Origin of the sequence: Streptomyces sp. NPDC087901 (assembly GCF_044742205.1) — a bacterium.
In the GTDB taxonomy this organism is placed as follows: domain Bacteria; phylum Actinomycetota; class Actinomycetes; order Streptomycetales; family Streptomycetaceae; genus Streptomyces.
Genome location: NZ_JBIUUC010000020.1, coordinates 38,379 through 57,488, shown reverse-complemented (window position 1 = coordinate 57,488; position 19,110 = coordinate 38,379). Strand labels below are relative to the sequence as shown.

17 protein-coding genes are annotated in these 19,110 nt (G+C 70.0%); 10 read left to right on the top strand and 7 right to left on the bottom strand.

The window, feature by feature from the left end; all coding sequences use genetic code 11:
- Nucleotides 1–10 precede the first annotated feature (10 nt).
- Entirely contained in the window at nucleotides 11–1,507 is a 1,497-nt protein-coding gene (locus ACIOEW_RS37620) for an oligopeptide:H+ symporter (RefSeq protein WP_362553329.1), read from the bottom strand.
- A gap of 422 nt (nucleotides 1,508–1,929) precedes the next feature.
- Here ACIOEW_RS37620 and ACIOEW_RS37615 point away from each other — a divergent pair, with 422 nt between their 5' ends.
- A complete protein-coding gene (locus ACIOEW_RS37615; protein ID WP_018524728.1) occupies nucleotides 1,930–2,607 on the top strand; it encodes a response regulator transcription factor in 678 nt (225 codons plus the stop codon).
- A 15-nt stretch (nucleotides 2,608–2,622) separates the two neighbouring features.
- Nucleotides 2,623–3,888, top strand: coding sequence for an ATP-binding protein (locus ACIOEW_RS37610; protein WP_362553326.1), 1,266 nt, complete (start codon nucleotides 2,623–2,625; stop codon nucleotides 3,886–3,888).
- Between the two features lie 12 nt (nucleotides 3,889–3,900).
- Here ACIOEW_RS37610 and ACIOEW_RS37605 read toward each other — a convergent pair whose 3' ends face one another.
- Nucleotides 3,901–4,455 (bottom strand): GtrA family protein, encoded by a 555-nt coding sequence (locus tag ACIOEW_RS37605; RefSeq protein WP_401969756.1) that lies wholly within the window; start codon nucleotides 4,453–4,455, stop codon nucleotides 3,901–3,903.
- 233 nt (nucleotides 4,456–4,688) lie between these two features.
- Here ACIOEW_RS37605 and ACIOEW_RS37600 point away from each other — a divergent pair, with 233 nt between their 5' ends.
- From ACIOEW_RS37600 to ACIOEW_RS37590, 3 genes are read left to right on the top strand one after another with little or no spacing between them, the layout of a single operon-like run.
- A complete protein-coding gene (locus ACIOEW_RS37600; protein ID WP_362553320.1) occupies nucleotides 4,689–5,828 on the top strand; it encodes a 5-(carboxyamino)imidazole ribonucleotide synthase in 1,140 nt (379 codons plus the stop codon).
- The gene (gene purE / locus ACIOEW_RS37595) at nucleotides 5,825–6,364 is read left to right on the top strand and encodes a 5-(carboxyamino)imidazole ribonucleotide mutase (RefSeq protein WP_362553317.1); all 540 of its coding nucleotides are present in this window, start codon (nucleotides 5,825–5,827) and stop codon (nucleotides 6,362–6,364) included. The genes ACIOEW_RS37600 and purE overlap by 4 nt, the downstream gene beginning before the upstream one ends.
- 5 nt (nucleotides 6,365–6,369) lie before the next feature.
- Entirely contained in the window at nucleotides 6,370–7,566 is a 1,197-nt protein-coding gene (locus ACIOEW_RS37590; protein WP_401969753.1) for a dipeptidase, read from the top strand.
- Nucleotides 7,567–7,641: 75 nt separating this feature from the next.
- On the opposite strand, the gene ACIOEW_RS37585 is transcribed toward ACIOEW_RS37590, so the two are convergent.
- On the bottom strand, nucleotides 7,642–8,013 hold the full coding sequence (locus ACIOEW_RS37585; protein ID WP_401969750.1) for a VOC family protein: 372 nt from the start codon (nucleotides 8,011–8,013) through the stop codon (nucleotides 7,642–7,644).
- Nucleotides 8,014–8,066: 53 nt separating this feature from the next.
- Nucleotides 8,067–9,410 (bottom strand): UDP-glucose/GDP-mannose dehydrogenase family protein, encoded by a 1,344-nt coding sequence (locus ACIOEW_RS37580; RefSeq protein WP_362553308.1) that lies wholly within the window; start codon nucleotides 9,408–9,410, stop codon nucleotides 8,067–8,069.
- Between the two features lie 174 nt (nucleotides 9,411–9,584).
- Here ACIOEW_RS37580 and ACIOEW_RS37575 point away from each other — a divergent pair, with 174 nt between their 5' ends.
- The gene (locus ACIOEW_RS37575) at nucleotides 9,585–10,742 is read left to right on the top strand and encodes an acyl-CoA dehydrogenase family protein (RefSeq protein ID WP_362553416.1); all 1,158 of its coding nucleotides are present in this window, start codon (nucleotides 9,585–9,587) and stop codon (nucleotides 10,740–10,742) included.
- 93 nt (nucleotides 10,743–10,835) lie between these two features.
- Here the strand turns inward: ACIOEW_RS37575 and ACIOEW_RS37570 are convergent, their stop codons facing one another.
- The 3 genes from ACIOEW_RS37570 to ACIOEW_RS37560 all read right to left on the bottom strand — a co-directional run bounded on the left by ACIOEW_RS37570 (nucleotide 10,836) and on the right by ACIOEW_RS37560 (nucleotide 15,064).
- Nucleotides 10,836–12,185: an MFS transporter gene (locus tag ACIOEW_RS37570; protein ID WP_401969747.1), complete on the bottom strand. Its 1,350-nt coding sequence runs from the start codon at nucleotides 12,183–12,185 to the stop codon at nucleotides 10,836–10,838.
- A gap of 129 nt (nucleotides 12,186–12,314) precedes the next feature.
- Nucleotides 12,315–13,484: an acyl-CoA dehydrogenase family protein gene (locus ACIOEW_RS37565; RefSeq protein ID WP_362553302.1), complete on the bottom strand. Its 1,170-nt coding sequence runs from the start codon at nucleotides 13,482–13,484 to the stop codon at nucleotides 12,315–12,317.
- 23 nt (nucleotides 13,485–13,507) lie between these two features.
- The gene (locus ACIOEW_RS37560; RefSeq protein WP_401969744.1) at nucleotides 13,508–15,064 is read right to left on the bottom strand and encodes a long-chain fatty acid--CoA ligase; all 1,557 of its coding nucleotides are present in this window, start codon (nucleotides 15,062–15,064) and stop codon (nucleotides 13,508–13,510) included.
- Between the two features lie 107 nt (nucleotides 15,065–15,171).
- On the opposite strand from ACIOEW_RS37560, the gene ACIOEW_RS37555 reads away from it, so the two are divergent.
- From ACIOEW_RS37555 to ACIOEW_RS37540, 4 genes are all read left to right on the top strand, one after another.
- Nucleotides 15,172–15,804, top strand: coding sequence for a TetR/AcrR family transcriptional regulator (locus tag ACIOEW_RS37555; RefSeq protein ID WP_362553296.1), 633 nt, complete (start codon nucleotides 15,172–15,174; stop codon nucleotides 15,802–15,804).
- Nucleotides 15,805–15,923: 119 nt separating this feature from the next.
- Complete coding sequence (locus ACIOEW_RS37550; protein WP_401969741.1) at nucleotides 15,924–17,111, top strand: serine hydrolase domain-containing protein; 1,188 nt, start codon at nucleotides 15,924–15,926, stop codon at nucleotides 17,109–17,111.
- 636 nt (nucleotides 17,112–17,747) lie between these two features.
- A complete protein-coding gene (locus ACIOEW_RS37545) occupies nucleotides 17,748–18,341 on the top strand; it encodes a GrpB family protein (RefSeq protein ID WP_401969738.1) in 594 nt (197 codons plus the stop codon).
- Between the two features lie 303 nt (nucleotides 18,342–18,644).
- On the top strand, nucleotides 18,645–19,094 hold the full coding sequence (locus ACIOEW_RS37540) for a hypothetical protein (protein ID WP_362553285.1): 450 nt from the start codon (nucleotides 18,645–18,647) through the stop codon (nucleotides 19,092–19,094).
- The last annotated feature ends 16 nt before the right edge of the window (nucleotides 19,095–19,110 follow it).

Here is a 19,110-nt window from a genome sequence, read left to right as displayed (position 1 = left end):
AACCGGGGGATCAGCTCACGTCGCCCATGTGCTTCGTGACCTTCTTGCGGTACATCCAGATGCCGACACCGGCGATGACCGCGAGGATCGCCTCGAAGGCGACGGCGCCCGAGGTGTTCAGGTCGACCCCGAGCTGCGGGGACGTGAGGAGACCGGTCACGGAGTCACCCGCGGTGACCGCGAGGAACCAGACACCCATCATCTGGGAGCTGTACTTCGCCGGGGCCATCTTCGTGGTGACCGACAGGCCGACCGGGGAGAGGCAGAGCTCCGCGACGGTCTGGATGAAGTAGATCGACACCAGCCACATCGGGCTGACCTTGCCGCCGTTGGCCGCGGTGTCGATCAGCGGGATCATGAAGACGACGAAGGAGATGCCGATCAGCACGAGGCTGGAGGCGAACTTGACGGCGGTGCTCGGCTCCTTGCCGCGCTTGTTCAGCCACAGCCACCCCGAGGCGACCACGGGGGCTATCGCCATGATGAAGATCGGGTTCAGCGACTGGTACCAGGACGTCGGGAAGTCGAAGCCGAACAGGCTGTTCGTCGTCGAGTTCTCACCGAAGATCGACAGGGTCGAGCCGTTCTGGTCGTAGATCATCCAGAAGACGGCGGCGACCACGAAGAACCAGATGTAGCCCGACAGCTTGGACTGCTCGGTGTCCGTCAGCTCCTTGTCGCGCTTCATGCGGACCAGGACGGCGATGGGGATGATCAGTCCGGCGACGGTGATCGGCAGCAGCGCCCAGTCGGCGAAGTTCCCGGTGATGGCCAGCAGGGTGTAGAAGGCGGCCGCGACGATCAGCCAGACCAGGCCCTTGCGCAGGACGGAGCGCTTCTCCTGGTCCGTCGCCGGGGTGGAGACGACGTTGCTCTCCGGGCTCAGGTGGCGGGTGCCGAGCATGAACTGGGCGAGGCCCAGGGCCATGCCGATCGCTGCGAGCGCGAAGCCGAAGTGCCAGTTGACCTTCTCGCCGACGGTGCCGATGGTCAGCGGGGCGAGGAAGGCACCGAGGTTGATCCCGATGTAGAAGAGCGTGAAGCCACCGTCACGGCGCGGATCCTCCGGGCCCTTGTAGAGGTGGCCGACCATCGTGGAGATGTTCGCCTTCAGCAGCCCGGAGCCGAGCGCGACGAGCACCAGACCGGCGAAGAACGTCGCCGAGTTGGGCACAGCAAGCGTGATGTGGCCGAGGATGACGACACCGCCGCCGACGGCGACCGTCTTGCGCGGCCCCCAGAAGCGGTCGGCCATCCAGCCGCCGGGCATGGCGAGCAGATAGACCATCGCCATGTAGACGGAGTAGATCGCCGTCGCCGTGGTGGCGCTCATGTGCATGCCGCCGGGCGCGATCAGGTACAGCGGGAGCAGTGCCTTCATGCCGTAGAAGCTGTAGCGCTCCCACATCTCGGTCATGAAGAGCGTGGCCAGGCCGCGGGGGTGGCCGAAGAAAGTCTTCTCGCCACCCGCGGTGCTCGCCGGGTCCTTCGTCAGGCTGGACGCCATGATCGATCCTTGCTTGCTCGGGACGCGTCGCGCGTGAGCGGTACGCGCCCGGTGGGGGGAGGCCGGCACCGACGCGGGCACGCCCACCGCGATCGGGATCCACACCCGGAACACCCTCATCGGCGTTCCGGGCCCGGCCCACAGGTCATTCACTGAAAAATCCGGGCTGGCGGGTACCAGCCCTGCACATGAAGAAGGACCCCAGGCGCTCATAGCTGCCCAAAGGTCCTTGAGTAGTGCAACAGGCGTTGAAACACCATACGACACGACTGAGCGGGATAAGGAAGGACTTGAGAGATGGATCACAGGTCCAGGTGCAACCACACTCCCACATTCGAAGGTCTGGGCAAGAACGGGTCGCAGACCCGCAGGGGTTCTGGATCACCTCACTCCTTGTCGCCCGCGCGGACTACCATCACTCCATGACCCGTGTACTGCTCGCCGAGGACGACGCATCCATCTCGGAGCCGCTGGCCCGCGCCCTGCGTCGGGAGGGTTACGAGGTCGAGGTCCGCGAAGACGGCCCGACCGCACTCGACGCCGGCCTCCAGGGCGGCATCGACCTGGTCGTGCTCGACCTGGGGCTGCCCGGGATGGACGGCCTCGAGGTCGCCCGCCGGCTCCGCGCCGAGGGCCACACCGTGCCGGTCCTGGTGCTCACCGCCCGCGCCGACGAGGTGGACACGGTCGTCGGCCTCGACGCCGGCGCCGACGACTACGTCACCAAGCCCTTCCGGCTCGCCGAGCTCCTGGCCCGGGTCCGGGCCCTGCTGCGCCGCGGCGCCACCGAGCCCGCCCCGCAGCCCGCCACCCATGGCGTCCGGATCGACGTCGAGTCGCACCGCGCCTGGATGGGCGACGAGGAACTCCAGCTCACCGCCAAGGAGTTCGACCTCCTGAGGGTCCTGGTCCGGGACGCGGGCCGGGTCGTCACGCGCGACCAGCTGATGCGCGAGGTCTGGGACACCACCTGGTGGTCGTCCACCAAGACCCTCGACATGCACATCTCCTGGCTCCGCAAGAAGCTCGGCGACGACGCCGCCAATCCCCGGTACATCGCCACCGTCCGGGGCGTCGGCTTCCGCTTCGAGAAGAGCTGACGTACAGAAGCAGTCATGCGCCGACGTCTGATCAACTCCACCCTCGCCGTGGTGCTCGTGGTGATCGCCGTCTTCGGCGTCTCCCTCGTCATCGTCGAGACCCGCACCATCAGCAGCAGCGCCCAGGAGAGCGTCGACTCCGAGGCGCTGCGGCTGATCAGCGTGATCGAGAGCCGGCTGCTGGGCGCCGAGCGGATCAACCCCGGCGTGCTGGCCGAACAGATCGACGACAAGCGCTACGCCCTGGTCAAGATGCCCGGCCGCGCCCCCATCGAGGTCGGCGAACGCCCCAGCGGCAGTGTGATCACCGCCACGGAGGAGGGCGAACACGGCGAGAGGGTCACCGTCGAGGAGTCCCGCTCCTCCGTCACCCGCGAGGTCGGCCGCACCTTGATGATCATCGGCGCGGTGGCGCTGCTGGCGATCGTCTCCGCCGTGCTCCTGGCCGTACGCCAGGCCAACAAACTGGCCTCCCCGCTCACCGACCTCGCCGAGACCGCGGAGCGCCTGGGTTCGGGCGACCCGCGCCCACGGCACAAGCGGTACGGGGTGCCGGAGCTGGACCGGGTCGCCGACGTCCTGGACTCCTCCGCCGAACGGATCGCCCGGATGCTGACCGCGGAGCGCCGGCTCGCCGCCGACGCCTCCCACCAGCTCCGTACGCCGCTCACCGCCCTCTCCATGCGAATCGAGGAGATCTCCGTCACGGACGACCCCGAGACGGTGAAGGAGGAGGCGAACATCGCCCTCACCCAGGTCGAGCGGCTCACGGACGTGGTCCAGCGGCTGCTCACCAACGCCCGGGACCCGCGGACCGGCTCGGCAGTCGTCTTCGACCTCGACGAGATCGTCAAGCAGCAGATCGAGGAGTGGCGCCCGGCCTACCGGAGCGAGGGCCGCGCCGTCGTCCGCTCCGGCAAGAAGGGGCTGCGGGCCGTCGGAACCCCGGGCGCGGTCGCCCAGGTGCTGGCCGCGCTGATCGAGAACTCACTCATGCACGGCGGCGGTACGGTCGCGCTGCGCACCCGGGTCACCGGCAATCAGGCGGTCATCGAGGTGACGGACGAGGGCCCCGGTGTCCCCGCCGACCTGGGAGCGCGGATCTTCGAGCGGACCATCAGCGGCCGCAACTCCACGGGCATCGGCCTCGCGGTGGCCCGCGACCTCGCGGAGGCCGACGGCGGCCGCCTCGAACTGCTCCAGCAGCAGCCCCCGGTCTTCGCGCTGTTCCTCAGCCAGGTGGCCCTGGACAGAAAGGAACCGGAACGCCCGGTGAGGTGATCCGCTGACCCGCTACCGCCGCGCCGTGTCGGCCTCGACCCGCACCACTGCGGCCGGAGCGGGCGCCGGAGCGGGTACGGAAACGGGGCGCGTCACCTGCGCGGCGTCCTCCGCGCTCACGACCACGTCTTTGTCAGGCAGCGCCCGGAAGACCCACGTCCGGTAGGACCAGAAGCGGAACATCGTCGCGATGCCGATTCCGAGGATCTTGAAGACGTTGCTCTGGACCGGGCTGTTCCAGCCGAACCCGTACGTCGCCGCGTACAGCACACCGGTCTCGATGACCGCACCCACCGCGCTGAACAGCAGGAACAGGGTCAGCTCCCTGGTCCGGCCGCTCTTGTCGCGATCCCGGTACGTCCAGTAGCGGAAGCCGACGTAGTTGCAGAGGATGGCGACGGCCGTCGCCATCAGACCCGCCCGCACCGTCGGGATGTCCGTGTACCGCCACAGCAGGTTGGATACGGCGATATTGACGACCAGGCCGACCGCGCCGACCACGCCGAACTTGGCGACCTCCCGGGCCAGCAGATCCAGCCGGGTCCGCAGTGCGCCCCGTTCGCTCATGGTGATCGCTCAGCCCGTCTGTCGGTTCGGCTTCGGATTTGTCGGTTCGGCTTCAGGTTCCGTCAACCCAGCCATGCTAACCAGGCGGACCGTCGGCTGCTGTGAGTACGGATACAGGTTTGGCGAGGCCGTGACACCCCACAGCCCTCTCCTGGACGCCCCGGCGGGCCCGCCGGAACGCATGGCCCGGGGCATCGTCGGGTGTCCCCGGGCGGTGCGGATACCCTGGAGGAGTGACGTTCCCGGTAGTCGGCATGGTCGGTGGCGGTCAGCTCGCCCGTATGACCCACGAGGCGGGCATCCCCCTCGGCATCAAGTTCAAGCTCCTCAGTGACACCGCTCAGGACTCGGCGGCCCAGGTCGTGAGTGAAGTCGTCGTCGGCGACTATCGCGACCTGGAGACGCTGCGAGCCTTCGCGCGCGGCTGTGACGTGATCACCTTCGATCACGAGCACGTGCCCACCGAGCATCTGCGGGCCCTGGAGGCGGACGGCATCCCCGTGCGCCCCGGCCCCGACGCCCTGGTACACGCCCAGGACAAGGGGGTGATGCGCGCGAAGCTCACCGAGATCGGCGCGCCCTGCCCCCGCCACCGCATCGTGAAGGACCCGGCCGACGCCGCGGCCTTCGCCGAAGAGGTGGGCGGCTTCCCCGTCATCCTCAAGACGGTGCGCGGCGGCTACGACGGCAAGGGCGTCTGGGTGGTCCGCTCCGAGGCGGACGCGGCCGACCCCTTCCGGGCCGGTGTCCCCGTCCTCGCCGAGGAGAAGGTCGACTTCGTACGGGAGCTGGCGGCCAACATCGTCCGCTCGCCGCACGGCCAGGCCGTCGCCTACCCGGTCGTCGAGTCGATCCAGGTCGACGGTGTCTGCGACACGGTCATCGCCCCGGCCCCCCAGCTGAGCGAGAAGCTCGGAGGCGAGGCCCAGCAGCTCGCGCTCCGTATCGCCGCCGAGCTCGGCGTCGTCGGCCACCTCGCCGTCGAGCTCTTCGAGACGCGCGACGGGCAGATCCTCGTCAACGAACTGGCGATGCGCCCGCACAACTCCGGGCACTGGACCCAGGACGGCGCGATCACCTCGCAGTTCGCCAACCACGTCCGGGCCGTCCTGGACCTCCCGCTCGGCGACCCGCGCCCGCGCGCCACCTGGACGGTCATGTCCAACGTGCTGGGCGGCGACTTCCCGGACATGTACCAGGCGTACCTGCACTGCATGGCACGGGACCCGCAGCTCAAGATCCACATGTACGGCAAGGACGTGAAGCCCGGCCGCAAGGTCGGCCACGTCAACACCTACGGCGACGATCTGGCGGACGTGCGGGAGCGCGCCCGGCACGCGGCCGACTACCTGCGAGGAACGATCACCGAATGACTTCCCCCGCCTCCACAGCGCCGGTCGTCGGCATCGTCATGGGCTCGGACTCCGACTGGCCCGTCATGGAAGCGGCGGCCAAGGCCCTCGACGAGTTCGAGATCCCCTACGAGGTCGACGTCCTCTCCGCCCACCGCATGCCGCGCGAGATGATCGCCTACGGCGAGAACGCCGCCGGCCGCGGCATCAAGGCGATCATCGCGGGTGCGGGCGGCGCCGCCCACCTGCCCGGCATGCTCGCCTCCGTCACCCCGCTGCCCGTCATCGGCGTGCCGGTCCCGCTGAAGTACCTGGACGGCATGGACAGCCTCATGTCCATCGTCCAGATGCCCGCCGGCATCCCGGTCGCCACCGTCTCCATCGCGGGCGCGCGCAACGCCGGCCTGCTCGCCGTCCGCATCCTCGCCGCGCACGACAGCGAGCTGCAGACCCGCATGACGGAGTTCCTCTCGGACCTGAACGACCAGGCCACCGAGAAGGGCAAGCGACTGCGCAACAAGGTCGGAAGCCCCGACTCCTTCGGCTTCGGAAAGTAGGAACGGTGACGGACCGACTGGACCAGGCCCGGGAACTCCTCGCCGAGTACCCCGTCGTCGACGGCCACAACGACCTGCCGTGGGCACTGCGCGAACAGGTCGGCTACGACCTGGACGCGCGGGACATCGCCACCGACCAGTCGGCCCACCTGCACACCGACATCCCCCGGCTGCGCGCCGGGGGAGTCGGGGCCCAGTTCTGGTCCGTGTACGTACAGTCCGACATGGCGGGCGACGACGCGGTCAGCGCCACCCTGGAACAGATCGACGCGGTCGCCGAACTGCTGGAGCGCCACCCCGCCGACCTGCGCCGCGCCCTGACGGCCGACGACATGGAGACGGCCCGCTCCGAGGGCCGCATCGCCTCCCTGATGGGGGCCGAGGGCGGCCACTCCATCCACAACTCGCTGGGTACCCTGCGCGCCCTGCACACCCTCGGCGTCCGCTACATGACGCTGACCCACAACGACAACATCGCCTGGGCGGACTCGGCGACGGACGACCCGGGCGTCGGTGGTCTCTCGCCGTTCGGCCACGAGGTCGTACGCGAGATGAACCGCACCGGCATGCTGGTGGACCTCTCGCACGTCGCGGCGACGACCATGCGCGACGCGCTCGCCACCTCGACGGCGCCGGTGATCTTCTCGCACTCCTCCTCGCGGGCGATCTGCGACCACCCGCGCAACATCCCCGACGACGTCCTCGCGCAGCTCCCGGCCAACGGGGGCATCGCCATGGCGACCTTCGTGCCGAAGTTCGTGCTGCCGGAAGCCGTCGCCTGGACGAAGTCAGCCGACGAGAACCTGCGCGCCCAGGGGCTGCACCACCTGGACACCACCGAGCGGGCCATGAAGATCCACGCCGCGTTCGAGGCGGCGAACCCCCGCCCCATGGCGACCGTGGCCACGATCGCCGACCACCTCGACCACATGCGCGAGGTCGCGGGGATCGACCACATCGGCGTCGGCGGCGACTACGACGGCACCGCGTTCCTCCCGCAGGGCCTCGAAGACGTCTCGGGCTACCCGAACCTGATCGCGGAGCTGCTCGGCCGCGGCTGGTCCACCGCCGACCTGGCGAAGCTCACCTGGCAGAACGCCGTACGGGTGCTGCGCGCCGCCGAGGACGTGGCCCGCGACCTGCGCACCCGCCGCGGGCCGTCCCACGCCACGATCGAGCAGCTGGACGGCCCGAAGGCCTGAGCCCCGGGCGCCCAGGGCCTTTCGTCTGGATCAGACCGGGCTCGCGCGGTCAGAAGGAAAGGCCCTGGTCGACGCCTAGTCGACGCAGAGACAGAACGGGTGCCCCGCCGGATCGGCGTACACCCGGAACGACCGCTCGCGGTCCGCCGCGTCGAGCACCGTGGCACCCAGCGCCAGCACTTCCCGCTCCGCCGCGTCCAGATCCTGCACGGTCAGATCCAGATGCAACTGCTGCGAGCCGTCCGCGCTCGGCCACCGCGGTGGTACGTAGCCGGGCGCGGCCTGGAAGGCGAGCGGCGTGCCGAAGCCGCCCGTGAGGTCGACCCACCTGTCGCCGCCGTCCTCCATCGCGGTGATCTTTCCGCCCAGCAGCCCGGCATAGAAGCCGGCGAGGGCCAGGGGGTCCGGACAGTCCAGGACGACAGCACCCAGTGTGGCGACGGCCATGACGTTCCTCCTCGGTAGATCTGATCGGTCGGCTGAGAAGTGGTGCGGGTCGGTCAGGCCTTCGGCCGCCCCATCGCCCGGTACGTCCACCCGGCCTCGCGCCACACCGCCGGGTCCAGCGCGTTGCGCCCGTCCAGGATGATGCGGCGGCCGGCGACCTCGCCCAGCGCCTCCGGGTCCAGCTCGCGGAACTCGCCCCACTCGGTGAGGTGCAGCACCACGTCCGCGCCGCGTACGGCGTCCAGGGCGGTCCCCGCGTAGGCGAGGGTGGGGAAGAGCCGCCGGGCGTTGTCCATGCCCTTCGGGTCGAAGACCGTGACCTGGCCGCCCTGCAGGTGGATCTGGCCGGCGACGTTCAGCGCGGGTGAGTCGCGTACGTCGTCCGAGTCCGGCTTGAACGTCGCGCCCAGCACGGCGACCCGCTTGCCGAGGAAGGAGTCGCCGCCCACGGCCTCCCGGGCCAGCTCCACCATGTGGCCGCGTCGGCGCATGTTGATGGAGTCGACCTCGCGGAGGAAGGTCAGCGCCTGGTCGGCGCCGAGCTCACCGGCGCGCGCCATGAAGGCGCGGATGTCCTTGGGGAGGCAGCCGCCGCCGAAGCCGATGCCGGCCCGCAGGAACTTCTTCCCGATGCGTTCGTCGTGGCCGATCGCCTCGGCCAGCTTCACCACGTCGCCGTCGGCGGCCTCGCAGACCTCCGCCATGGCGTTGATGAACGAGATCTTGGTGGCGAGGAAGGAGTTGGCGGACGTCTTCACCAGCTCGGCGGTCGGGAAGTCCGTCACCACGAACGGCGAGCCCTCCGCGACCGGCCCGGCGTACACCTCGCGCAGCAGCTTCTCGGCCCGCTCGCTCTCCACGCCTACGACGATCCGGTCCGGGTGCAGGGTGTCGTTGACGGCGAAGCCCTCGCGCAGGAACTCCGGGTTCCAGGCCAGCTCGGCACCCTCGCCCACGGGCGCGAGCTCGACGAGCCGGGCCGCGAGCCGGGCGGCGGAGCCGACCGGCACGGTGGACTTGCCGACGACCAGGACGGGCCTGGTCAGAAGGGGGGCGAGCGAGTCGAAGGCGCTGTCGACGTAGCTCATGTCGCAGGCGTACTCGCCGTGCTTCTGCGGCGTATTGGTGCACACGAAATGCACATCGCCGAATTCCGCCACCTCTTCCCACGAGGTCGTGAACCGCAGCCGCCCCGTGGAGCCCTCGATGCCCGCGACGTGCTTCTTCAGGATCTCCTCGAGTCCCGGTTCGTACATCGGGACCCGGCCGGCGGACAGCATCTCGATCTTCTCGGGCACGATATCGAGCCCCAGGACCTCGAAGCCCAGTTCCGCCATGGCCGCGGCGTGGGTGGCGCCGAGATAGCCGGTGCCGATCACAGTGATCCTGAGGGCCATGTAGTGCTCCTGTGAGATGCGGACAGACGTGCGGTGAACGAGCATAGTCCTGCCTTTGAAACGTCCCATTCCGGCTGTCGTGAAGCTCACGGCCCGCGCGCGTATGCCTTTGCCGGGCCAGGCGCCTAAAATTGGGTTACTTAACGGTAGTTAGCATCTTGGGGAGTGAGCGTCTTGGCGGGTTCGACCGATTTCGACCTGTACCGTCCGGCCGAGGAGCACGACATGCTCCGTGAGACGGTGCGTGCGCTCGCCGAGGCGAAGATCGCTCCGTTCGCGGCCGCGGTCGACGAGGAGGCCCGCTTCCCGCAGGAGGCGCTGGACGCCCTCACCGCCGCCGACCTGCACGCGGTCCACGTACCGGAGGAGTACGGCGGCGCCGGCGCCGACGCGCTCGCCACGGTCATCGTGATCGAGGAGGTGGCCCGCGCCTGCGTCTCCTCCTCCCTCATCCCGGCCGTGAACAAGCTCGGTTCGCTCCCCGTGATCCTCTCCGGCTCCGAGGACCTCAAGAAGAAGTACCTGGGCCCACTCGCCAAGGGCGACGCGATGTTCTCGTACGCCCTCTCCGAGCCGGACGCCGGCTCCGACGCGGCAGGCATGAAGACCAAGGCCGTCCGTGACGGCGACTTCTGGGTCCTCAACGGCGTGAAGCGCTGGATCACCAACGCGGGCGTCTCCGAGTACTACACGGTCATGGCGGTCACCGACCCGACCAAGCGCTCCAAGGGCATCTCGGCCTTCGTCGTCGAGAAGTCGGACGAGGGCGTCTCCTTCGGCGCCCCGGAGAAGAAGCTCGGCATCAAGGGCTCCCCGACCCGCGAGGTCTACTTCGACAACGTCCGCATCCCCGCCGACCGCATGATCGGCGAGGAGGGCACCGGCTTCGCCACCGCGATGAAGACGCTGGACCACACCCGCATCACGATCGCGGCCCAGGCACTCGGTGTCGCCCAGGGCGCGCTGGACTACGCCAAGGGCTACGTCCAGGAGCGCAAGCAGTTCGGCAAGCCGATCGGCGACTTCCAGGGCGTCCAGTTCATGCTCGCCGACATGGCCATGAAGCTGGAGGCGGCCCGCCAGCTCACCTACTCGGCCGCCGCCAAGTCCGAGCGCCTCGACGCCGACCTCACGTTCTTCGGCGCCGCGGCCAAGTGCTTCGCCTCCGACGTCGCGATGGAGGTCACCACGGACGCGGTCCAGCTGCTCGGCGGCTACGGCTACACGCGGGACTACCCGGTGGAGCGGATGATGCGGGACGCGAAGATCACGCAGATCTACGAGGGCACGAACCAGGTCCAGCGCATCGTCATGGCGCGCAACCTGCCGTAGCGGGTTCCGCAGCCACTCTGACCTGCACAGAAGCGAAAGGCCCCCGGCGTCGAGCCGGGGGCCTTTCGCGTGGGATCCGGCCGGCCGTCGCTGTCAGGGGCGTGGACCGGCCGGCTCCAGGCGCTGCGCGTCGCGCTCCGGGCGGATGCAGACCACGGCGAGCAGGCCGGTCAGGACCATCACGACGGCCGTGACGAGGAAGGCGGCGGTGTAGCCGGAAGCCGTGCTGTCCGCGGCGTCGACGAGATGGCCGGTGAGGCTGGGTGCGACAAGACCGGGGAGGGTGCCCGTGGCGGCGACGATCCCGAAGACGGCGCCGCGCTGGGCGGTGGGGACGACTTCGGCGGCGGTCATGTAGTGCAGGGGGATGGCGACGGCGACCGTGCCGAAGGCCAGCCCGATGAGCAGCAGACGCAGTGGGTTGCCGTCGGCGAAGGGGAAGGCGGCCATGGCGCAGCCGGCGACGCAGACCGCGATGCCCTGGGTGGCACCGCTGGACCAACGGCTGGTGACGCCGCGGGACTTGAGTGCGTCCATGAGTGGGGAGACGGCCAGCAGCAGGACGAGGCTGAAGGCGGAGACGATGCTGATGGTGCTCGCGGCCGCGCCTGCGGACATGCCGAGTTCGGTCCGGAGGTAGGACGGCAGCCAGGCCTGGCTGAGAGCGAGGGCCCAGGAGGCGCCGAAGGCACTGGAGATGCTGCCCAGGACTGTCCCGGTGAGAAGGATCGTGCGATAGGGCAGCCGCGCAGTGATGGGCGCCTGCTTCCCGGGTCGTGCGGGGCGCGCCTCGTCGTAGGGGCCGTCATGGCCGATGCGCCACCAGACCAGCGCCCAGACCGCGCTGACGGCGGCGAGCGCGCCGTAGGCGTAGCGCCAGCCGTGCTCGGTGATGAGCCAGGTGAGGACGGGCGCGGAGATGAGGGTGCCCAGGGCCGCGCCGCTGATCTGAAGGGCGGAGGGGAGGCCGCGCCGGTGCGCCGGGTACCACTTGTACAGGGCGTGCATGGACATGGAGGCGGCCGGACCTTCGGCGGCGCCGAGGAGGACGCGGCCGGCGATGAGCGTCGGGACGGCGGCCACGACGAGGACGGGCAGCTGGGCGACGGCCCACGTCAGCGTCATGACGAAGAGCAGTGTGCGGCTGGAGATCCGGGCGGAGAGGAATCCGACGACGAGACCGGAGAGGCTGAAGAGCAGGAAGAAGGAGCTGGCGATCAGGCCGTAGGTGCTGTGGCTGATGTCCAGTTCGTCCATGATCGGGACGGCGGCGAGCCCGAGGACGGCCTTGTCCGCGAAGTTGATGACCATGAAGGTGACGATCATGGCGGTGATGAGCCAGGCGCGGCGCCGGTCGTAGGAGGGGGCGTCGGCCGTCTCTTCGTCGAGAGGACCCGCGGGGGACGCGGAGGCGGCGGGGGACGCGGCGGGATGGGCGGGCATGGGTGACTCCTGCGGGGTGCGGGTGAAGCAGGTGGCCAGGCGAAGGGGAGGCCAGTTCCGCCGCCGGTGAGGGCGGGGCGGCGGAACCGGGAGAAGGGCCTCAAACGCTGTACATGCCGGGGTTCCGGCTCAGACGAGGGCCTTGACGATGGCGTTCTTGTGGATCTCCGTGGTGCCGGTGACGATCCGGAACATGCGCAGGGTGCGGAAGATCTGCTCGACCTCGTGGCCGCGGGTCAGCCCGGTCTTGCCGTGGATCTGTACGGCTTGGTCGGCGACGCGGAAGCACGCCTCGGAGACGAACAGCTTGCACATGTTGGCCTCGACGGCGATGTTCTCGCCGCGGTCGGCCCGCGCTGCGGTGGCCATGACCATGGAACGGGCCGCGTAGAGGTCGGTGGCCATGTCGGCGAGTTTGTGCTGGATGGCCTGGAGGGCGAGCAGCGGCTGTCCGAAGGCGATACGGCTCTTGGAGTGGGCGACGGAGAGGTCCCATGCCCTCCGGGCGGCGCCGATCAGGGAAGGACAGTGCAGCAGCCTGTTGAGAGTGATGCGGCCGATGCCGATGCGCAGGCCCTGACCGATCTCGCCCAGCAGGTTCGCTGCCGGAATGCGGCAGTTCTCGAAGAGGAGGTCGCCCTCCATCTGTTGGCCGGACATGGGTACTTCGCCTTCCAGGACCCGGCAGCCCGGGGTGTCCAGGTCGACGAGGAAGGCGCTGTACGCCTCTTCGGTTCCGGCCATGCGGGCGACCACGATCGCGAAGTCCGCGAAGGGGGCCGCGGAGGAGAACACCTTGTGCCCGTTGAGGACGTAGGCGTCGCCGTCCGGGCTCGCGGTGGTGCTCATCCGCCGTACGTCGGAGCCCGCGTCCTGTTCGGTGATCGAGAAGCAGCAGGCCCGCTCGCCGCGGATGACGGGCATCAGGTAGCGCTCCAGCTGGTGCTCGGTGGCGTACTGCACGATCGCCCCGACGCGCAGCGGGCCTCCCATGTCCCCGAGGACGGAGTGGGACAGAGCGGCCCCGGAGGCGCTCAACTCCTCTTTGAGCGCGCACAGTTCGACGAGGCTAAGCCCCTGTCCGCCGAGCTCCGGGGGCAGGCTGACGCCGTAGAAGCCGAGTTCGCCGCTGCGCTTCCAGACGTGTTCGAGCGTCGGGCGGTCGAGCTTGCTCTCGGGGGTGATGCCGTGGGCGCGCTCGTAGGGGATGAGTTCGTCGGTCAGATAGGAGCGCAGCCGGGCGGCAAGTTCCTTCAGGCGTGGGTTGTCGTCGTAGGAGGGTTCGAGAGTGTAGGGCATGGTGCGGGTTCCTGTTCCGTGGGTCAGTGGACGCGGCGCTCGGTGCCCGCCCAGTACCGCTCGCGGATCGCGCGGCGGTCGATCTTTCCGTTGGGGTTGTGAGGCAGTGCGGCGACGAGGTCGACGGAACGGGGCTTCTTCATCCGGGCGAGGCGTTCGGCGCAGAAGGCGATCAGTTCGGCCGCGTCGAGGACGGCGCCGTCGCGGGGTACGACGACGGCCTGGACGGCTTCGCCCCATTGCTCGTCCGGGATTCCGACGACGGCGGCCTCGTACACGTCGGGGTGCTGGTGCAGTACGGATTCGACCTCGACGGCGTAGATGTTGAACCCGCCGGAGATGATCATGTCCTTCTTGCGGTCGACGATGAAGACGTACCCGTCCGACCTGCGGCGGGCCAGGTCCCCGGTGTGGAACCAGCCGTCGCGGAAGGTCTCCGCGGTGAGGCCCGGTTCGTTGTGGTAGCCGGGGACGACGTCGGGCCCGCGGACGGCGATCTCACCGATCTCCCCGTCGGCGACGGGGGTGCCGTCGTCGCCGACGATCAGCACCTCCGCCTCGGCGAGTGGCCGCCCGCAGGACAGCAGCAGTTCCTCGTCCTCGCCGTCGATCGCCCGCCGGTGGTCCTCGGTGGTGAGGAACAGCACGCCGGAGGTGGTCTCGCCGCATCCGAACCCCTGGGAGAGAACGGGCCCGAAAAGGTCCCAGGCCTGGCGTATCCGGGCCGGGGACATGGGGGCGGCGCCGTAGATGAGTTGGCGCAGGCTGGAGACGTCGTAGTCGCGGGTGTTCGGCAGCGCGAGGACGGTGTTGATCATCGTGGGTACGACGAAGGCGTGCGTGGCGCGCTCGCCCTGGATGGTGGCGAGGAAACCCTCGGCATCCCAGTGCGGCAGCACGATCGCACAGCCCCCGGCGAAGAAGATGCCCATCAGCGGCATGCCGGAGGCGTGGGTGACCGGCCCGGCCAGGATCTGCCGGTCGCCGGGACCGACCCGGGTCCCGTCGCCCATCACCGACTTGCGCAGCAGCGCCAGCCGGTTGCCGTACGTCTGCACGGCCGCCTTGAGCTTGCCGGTGGAGCCGGACGTGAAGTGCAGTACGGCGGCGTCGCTCTCGGCGCAGTCCACCTCCACGGGTTCGGCGGCGGTGGCGGCGAGGGTCTCGGTGTAGCCGGGGCCCAGGTCGCTCGGTCCGTCGTAGCCCAGAACCGTCTTCACCGCCGTGCCGGGAACCGCGGCACGGGCGCATTCGAGGTGGGCGGCGTCGGTGAGCAGCACCCGGGCGTCCGACTCCGCGAGCAGATGGGCGACCTCCGCGGTGCCGAGCCTGGCGTTGATCGGCGCGCGTGTCAGCCCCGCCTTGTACAGGGCGACCTCGGTGACGACGAGTTCGGCCCGGTTGGCGGCGAGCGTGGCGACGCGGTCACCGGGGCTGAGCCCGAGCCCGCGCAGCGCGGTGGCGAGGCGGTCGCTGTGGTCGTCGAGTTCCGCATACGTCAGCCGAACGGGGCCGCAGACCACAGCTTCGGCATCGGGTTGGTGGCCGGCTGTCCGGCGTACGTACCGCCCGAGGTTCATCGCATCTCCAGAGTTTCCGAACAGTATGTCTCGTAGCAATCTTGATGTTCGGTAACGTAAGGGCAGCGCTAAGGTCAGGTCAACGGTCCGGAGGAGAAGGAAGCAAAGTGGATATCAAGCCCGCGGGAGACCGCCGAGTCCGCAGAACGCGGGCCGCGCTGCGCCAGGCCCTGGTGGAACTGGTTCTGGAAGACGGATTCCAGGCGGTCACGGTCGAGCGGATCACCGAGCGCGCCGACGTCGGACGCGCCACGTTCTACGCGCACTACCGCGACAAGGAAGACCTGCTGATCGGCATCGTCCGAGACCTCGCCGACGACCGCGAACGCCTCCTGCCGGCCATTCGCCAGGCGCGCGCCGAGGGCTTCACCGGCCTGCCGGTGAAGTACATCTTCGAACACGCCGAGCAGGAGAAGCCGGTCTACCGCGTCATCCTCCGGGGCGAGGGCGACGGGCGGGCCCTGCGCGAATTCACCGACCTCATCCGTGCGCAGGCCGAAGCCGCGTTCCGCCTGCGGGCCGAACAGCTCGGCGTCACGCCGAGGATCCCCCTCGACATCGTCGCCCGGGCCTGGACGGGCGAGCTCATCGGCGTGCTGACCTGGTGGGTCGAGAACGACACCGGGTACACCGCCACCGACGTCACCGCCCACCTGCGCGACCTGTCCGTCTACGGTCGTGTCTGGGCCACCGGTCTGGCCCCGTCGGACGCCCCCGGGGCCCTCGACCTCACCCCCTGAACCGCAACCGGCGCCCGGTGCCGTGACCGCCGCCCCCCTCGGCCCACTGGGGCGAGTTACCGAACAACATGTACGGTAACGAGCCGAGCAGTGCACGATCGACCGAGCGGAGCGGACGCATGACAGGCATGCCCACACTGGCCGACCTCGTCTGGGCACGGGGATACACCGATCCGGCCTGGGCCCGTCGGCACACGACATCGGGCCGCGAGCTCGTACCGAGCCGCAGTGTCTGGCGCGGATCCGGACCGGCTTCGGCTCTGCCTACCGCACCGCCCGGCGCCCTGGACGGCCTCACCTTCCCCGGACCGCACGGACGGGCGCGCACCCTCACCGAGCTGCTTGCCCAGGCCGAGACCGACGCCCTTCTCGTACTGCACCGGGGATCGCTCGTCCACGAGCAGTACCTGCACGGGTACGAGCCCCACGTCCCGCACTTCAACGCCTCCGCCGCCAAGTCCTACCTCGGCCTCATCGCCGCGGTCCTCGCCCACGAAGGCCAACTCGACCGAACCGCCCAGGTGTCGAAGTACGTCCCCGAACTGGCCGGCACCGCGTTCGGCGAAGCGGAGGTCGACCACCTGCTCCATATGGGCACCCGGATGAGCTACGCGGGCCGCCCCTACGACAAGGCCCTGGAGGCCCAGCGCTACTTCGCGGTCCTCGCCCCCCAGCTGCGGCCCTACGCCTACACCGGGCCGTCCACCATCCGTGAACACCTCGCCACCGCCCGCCCGACCGGCGAACCGGGCGGCGAGTTCCGGTACGAGAACGGCAACGTCGAAGCCCTCGCCGAGGTCCTGCGCCGCATCACCGGCGCCACCACCTCGGCACTCCTGTCCGAGATGATCTGGTCCCGGACCGGAGCCGAGGAGGACGCCTACTACCTTCTCGACGCGGACGGAACCGAAGCCGCCTGCGGCGGGTTCAGCGCCACAGCCCGCGATCTGGCCAGGCTCGGCGAGATGATCCGCTGCGGCGGCGCCCTCGCCGGCCGCCAGATCATTCCCGAGGCCGTCGCCTCCACGATCGTCTCCGGAGTCCCGGACGGCTATCCCCGGCGCGTCCGCTTCCCCGCGGCGCCGCCCGACGCGCCCGCCACGCTCTCGTACCACGACTTGTGGTGGATCCCGAACGACCCCTACGGCTCCTTCATGGCCAGCGGCATCCACGGCCAGCGCCTCTTCGTCTCACCCGCCCTCGACCTGGTGATCGTCCACTACGCCTCCCAGGTCGTCTCCCCGGCGGTTCCCCAAGTCCCCCTTGTCCAGGCCTTTCTGGCGATCGGAACCCACCTTCACGATTGAGGAGGAGCTGACGCGGCCCGGTGACGTCCGGACATGTGCCGCCCAGATCGTGATCCCTCGGCGCGCGTACGAGGCGGGGTTCTGTGGCACCCGTCCCGGCTGCTCATGCGGGCCCGCTCCTGTGCACAAAGCGGCAGTACGCCCCTGAGCGCCGCCCCTCCGTGTCGGGGTGCGTGTCGCGTTCGAGCCAGGCGGCGATGCCGGGGGCGACGTCCTGGGCGTGTGGGGTGCCGGTACGTGGGTGAGGGTGGGGGCTCGGTCTGCCGTTGTGGCGTCCGCTGCTGTGGCGTGGTGACCTGCGGTGCCTCGCTGTCCGGCCGGTTGCACGAGACCGTGCGGGTGACGACGCGGCCGTCGGGGAGTCGTACGCGGTTGCGGTGGAGGTAGCCGGTGGCTTCCAGCTCGCGCAGGGCGGCGGCGACGCGGGCTTCGCTCTCCGGGAAGCGCTCCGTGAGGGAGGCGCATCACTCGGCTCGGCTGCCCGTGGAGGGCGGGCGGCGGATTCCGCGGACGGTGTTTCTGGACACGGTGGACGAGGCGGTCGGCGCCGGCGGGAAAGCCGCTGCGATGACCGACCGACGAGCTCCGCCCCGCCGCGTCGTCCAGCGCTGTCCGACGGCTCCTAGAATCGGCCGGATGATCCACGACTCCAGTTCCGACCGCCCCGTAGTCCTCCCCGCCGACCCTGCTTGGGGGCGCCGCGGTCAGGCGCTGGCCGATCGGCTGCGGGCGGAGATGGGCCCCCTGGCTCTACGTGTCGAGCACATCGGCTCCACGGCCATTCCCGGCATGTCGGCCAAGCCCGTCTTCGATCTCCAGGCGAGCGTCGAGGATCTCGGGGCGGCGGCACTGGCCTTCGAACTCCCCTTGGCCCGGCTAGGGTTCGGGCGCTCCCCGTACGAGCGTGACCATGCGCCCGCGGGCCTGGACGACGATCCGGCGCGCTGGGGCAAGCGGCTGTGGGTGCGTCGTGGTGGTTCGGGTGCGGCGGCCGAGGACGTCAACCTGCATGTACGGGTGGCCGGTTCGCCCAACGAGCGCCTCGCGCTGCTCTTCCGCGACTGGTTCCGGAGCCACCCGGAGGCCGTGCCCGCCTACGCCGCGTTCAAGCGGACGCTCGCCGCATCGGTCCCGGACACGGGGACGTACGCGGACGTCAAGGACCCGGTCGTGGACCTGGTGGTTGCCGTGGCGGAGCCCTGGGCGCGGGCGACGGGCTGGCGGCCGTAGGGCCGGGACGGATCTTCGGCCGGGTCAGGTCGCCCTGGTTCGTCCGAATCTCCGGGCAACCGTGACGGAGGACTCACGGCCGGCCAATTCCCGGGCAGGCATGCATGGTTGCTGCACGCCTACAATCCAGCGGTGATCACGCCGACCGGCGTGGACCGAAAGGACCGGCGAGTTGACCACGCACATACCGGGGCACAGACCCCGGTCGAACCACAGACGCACCGCCGTGGCCGTGGAGGCTCGCGGAAGGCAGGCGCGACACACCCGTCCCCGTGCCCTGGGCCGACGGGCGGCCTCATGCCGTTGAGCGACGACAGGCGCCAGGCGGCGACGGTGTCCGACCTCCCCGAACCGCTGGCGAAGCTGCTCTGGCGGCGGCACACCGTCTACCGCGAACGCGGCGGCACCGTAGTGATCCGAGGCGAGGACGCCGGCCGGTGGATCAGTCTCGCCTCCCACGGGTCCGGACGGGTGCGCATCCGGGCCGGCCGAATCCTGGACGGCGGAACCACCGCCCCGGCCCGTGCCGAGACCACCGTCCCCCTCGACGGCGACATCGCCCGTCTCGCGGCCTGCTGCCGCGGCCTGCTGGCCGAAACGGCCGGTGCGCGGGCGCCGGAGACGGCGACACCCTCACCGATGACGGCCCGGTCACGGCCGGGACGCCGGAAGAGCAGGCGCAGGCAGGGAACGGCCGTCCTGGTGTGTGCCGCCGTCGTTGTCGGGCTGATCGCCGTCTCGATGTTCGGCTGAACGAAGTGGCGGACGG

Bases quoted from the DNA above. Each gene is read 5' to 3' on its own strand.
- ACIOEW_RS37580 (WP_362553308.1), bottom strand. From the start codon at position 9,410: ATGGCCCTCAGGATCACTGTGATCGGCACCGGCTATCTCGGCGCCACC.
- ACIOEW_RS37560 (WP_401969744.1), bottom strand. From the start codon at position 15,064: ATGAACCTCGGGCGGTACGTACGCCGGACAGCCGGCCACCAACCCGAT.
- ACIOEW_RS37615 (WP_018524728.1), top strand. From the start codon at position 1,930: ATGACCCGTGTACTGCTCGCCGAGGACGACGCATCCATCTCGGAGCCG.
- ACIOEW_RS37545 (WP_401969738.1), top strand. From the start codon at position 17,748: ATGATCCACGACTCCAGTTCCGACCGCCCCGTAGTCCTCCCCGCCGAC.
- ACIOEW_RS37620 (WP_362553329.1), bottom strand. From the start codon at position 1,507: ATGGCGTCCAGCCTGACGAAGGACCCGGCGAGCACCGCGGGTGGCGAG.
- ACIOEW_RS37585 (WP_401969750.1), bottom strand. From the start codon at position 8,013: ATGGCCGTCGCCACACTGGGTGCTGTCGTCCTGGACTGTCCGGACCCC.
- ACIOEW_RS37605 (WP_401969756.1), bottom strand. From the start codon at position 4,455: ATGAGCGAACGGGGCGCACTGCGGACCCGGCTGGATCTGCTGGCCCGG.
- purE (WP_362553317.1), top strand. From the start codon at position 5,825: ATGACTTCCCCCGCCTCCACAGCGCCGGTCGTCGGCATCGTCATGGGC.
- ACIOEW_RS37570 (WP_401969747.1), bottom strand. From the start codon at position 12,185: ATGCCCGCCCATCCCGCCGCGTCCCCCGCCGCCTCCGCGTCCCCCGCG.
- ACIOEW_RS37565 (WP_362553302.1), bottom strand. From the start codon at position 13,484: ATGCCCTACACTCTCGAACCCTCCTACGACGACAACCCACGCCTGAAG.
- ACIOEW_RS37550 (WP_401969741.1), top strand. From the start codon at position 15,924: ATGACAGGCATGCCCACACTGGCCGACCTCGTCTGGGCACGGGGATAC.
- ACIOEW_RS37610 (WP_362553326.1), top strand. From the start codon at position 2,623: ATGCGCCGACGTCTGATCAACTCCACCCTCGCCGTGGTGCTCGTGGTG.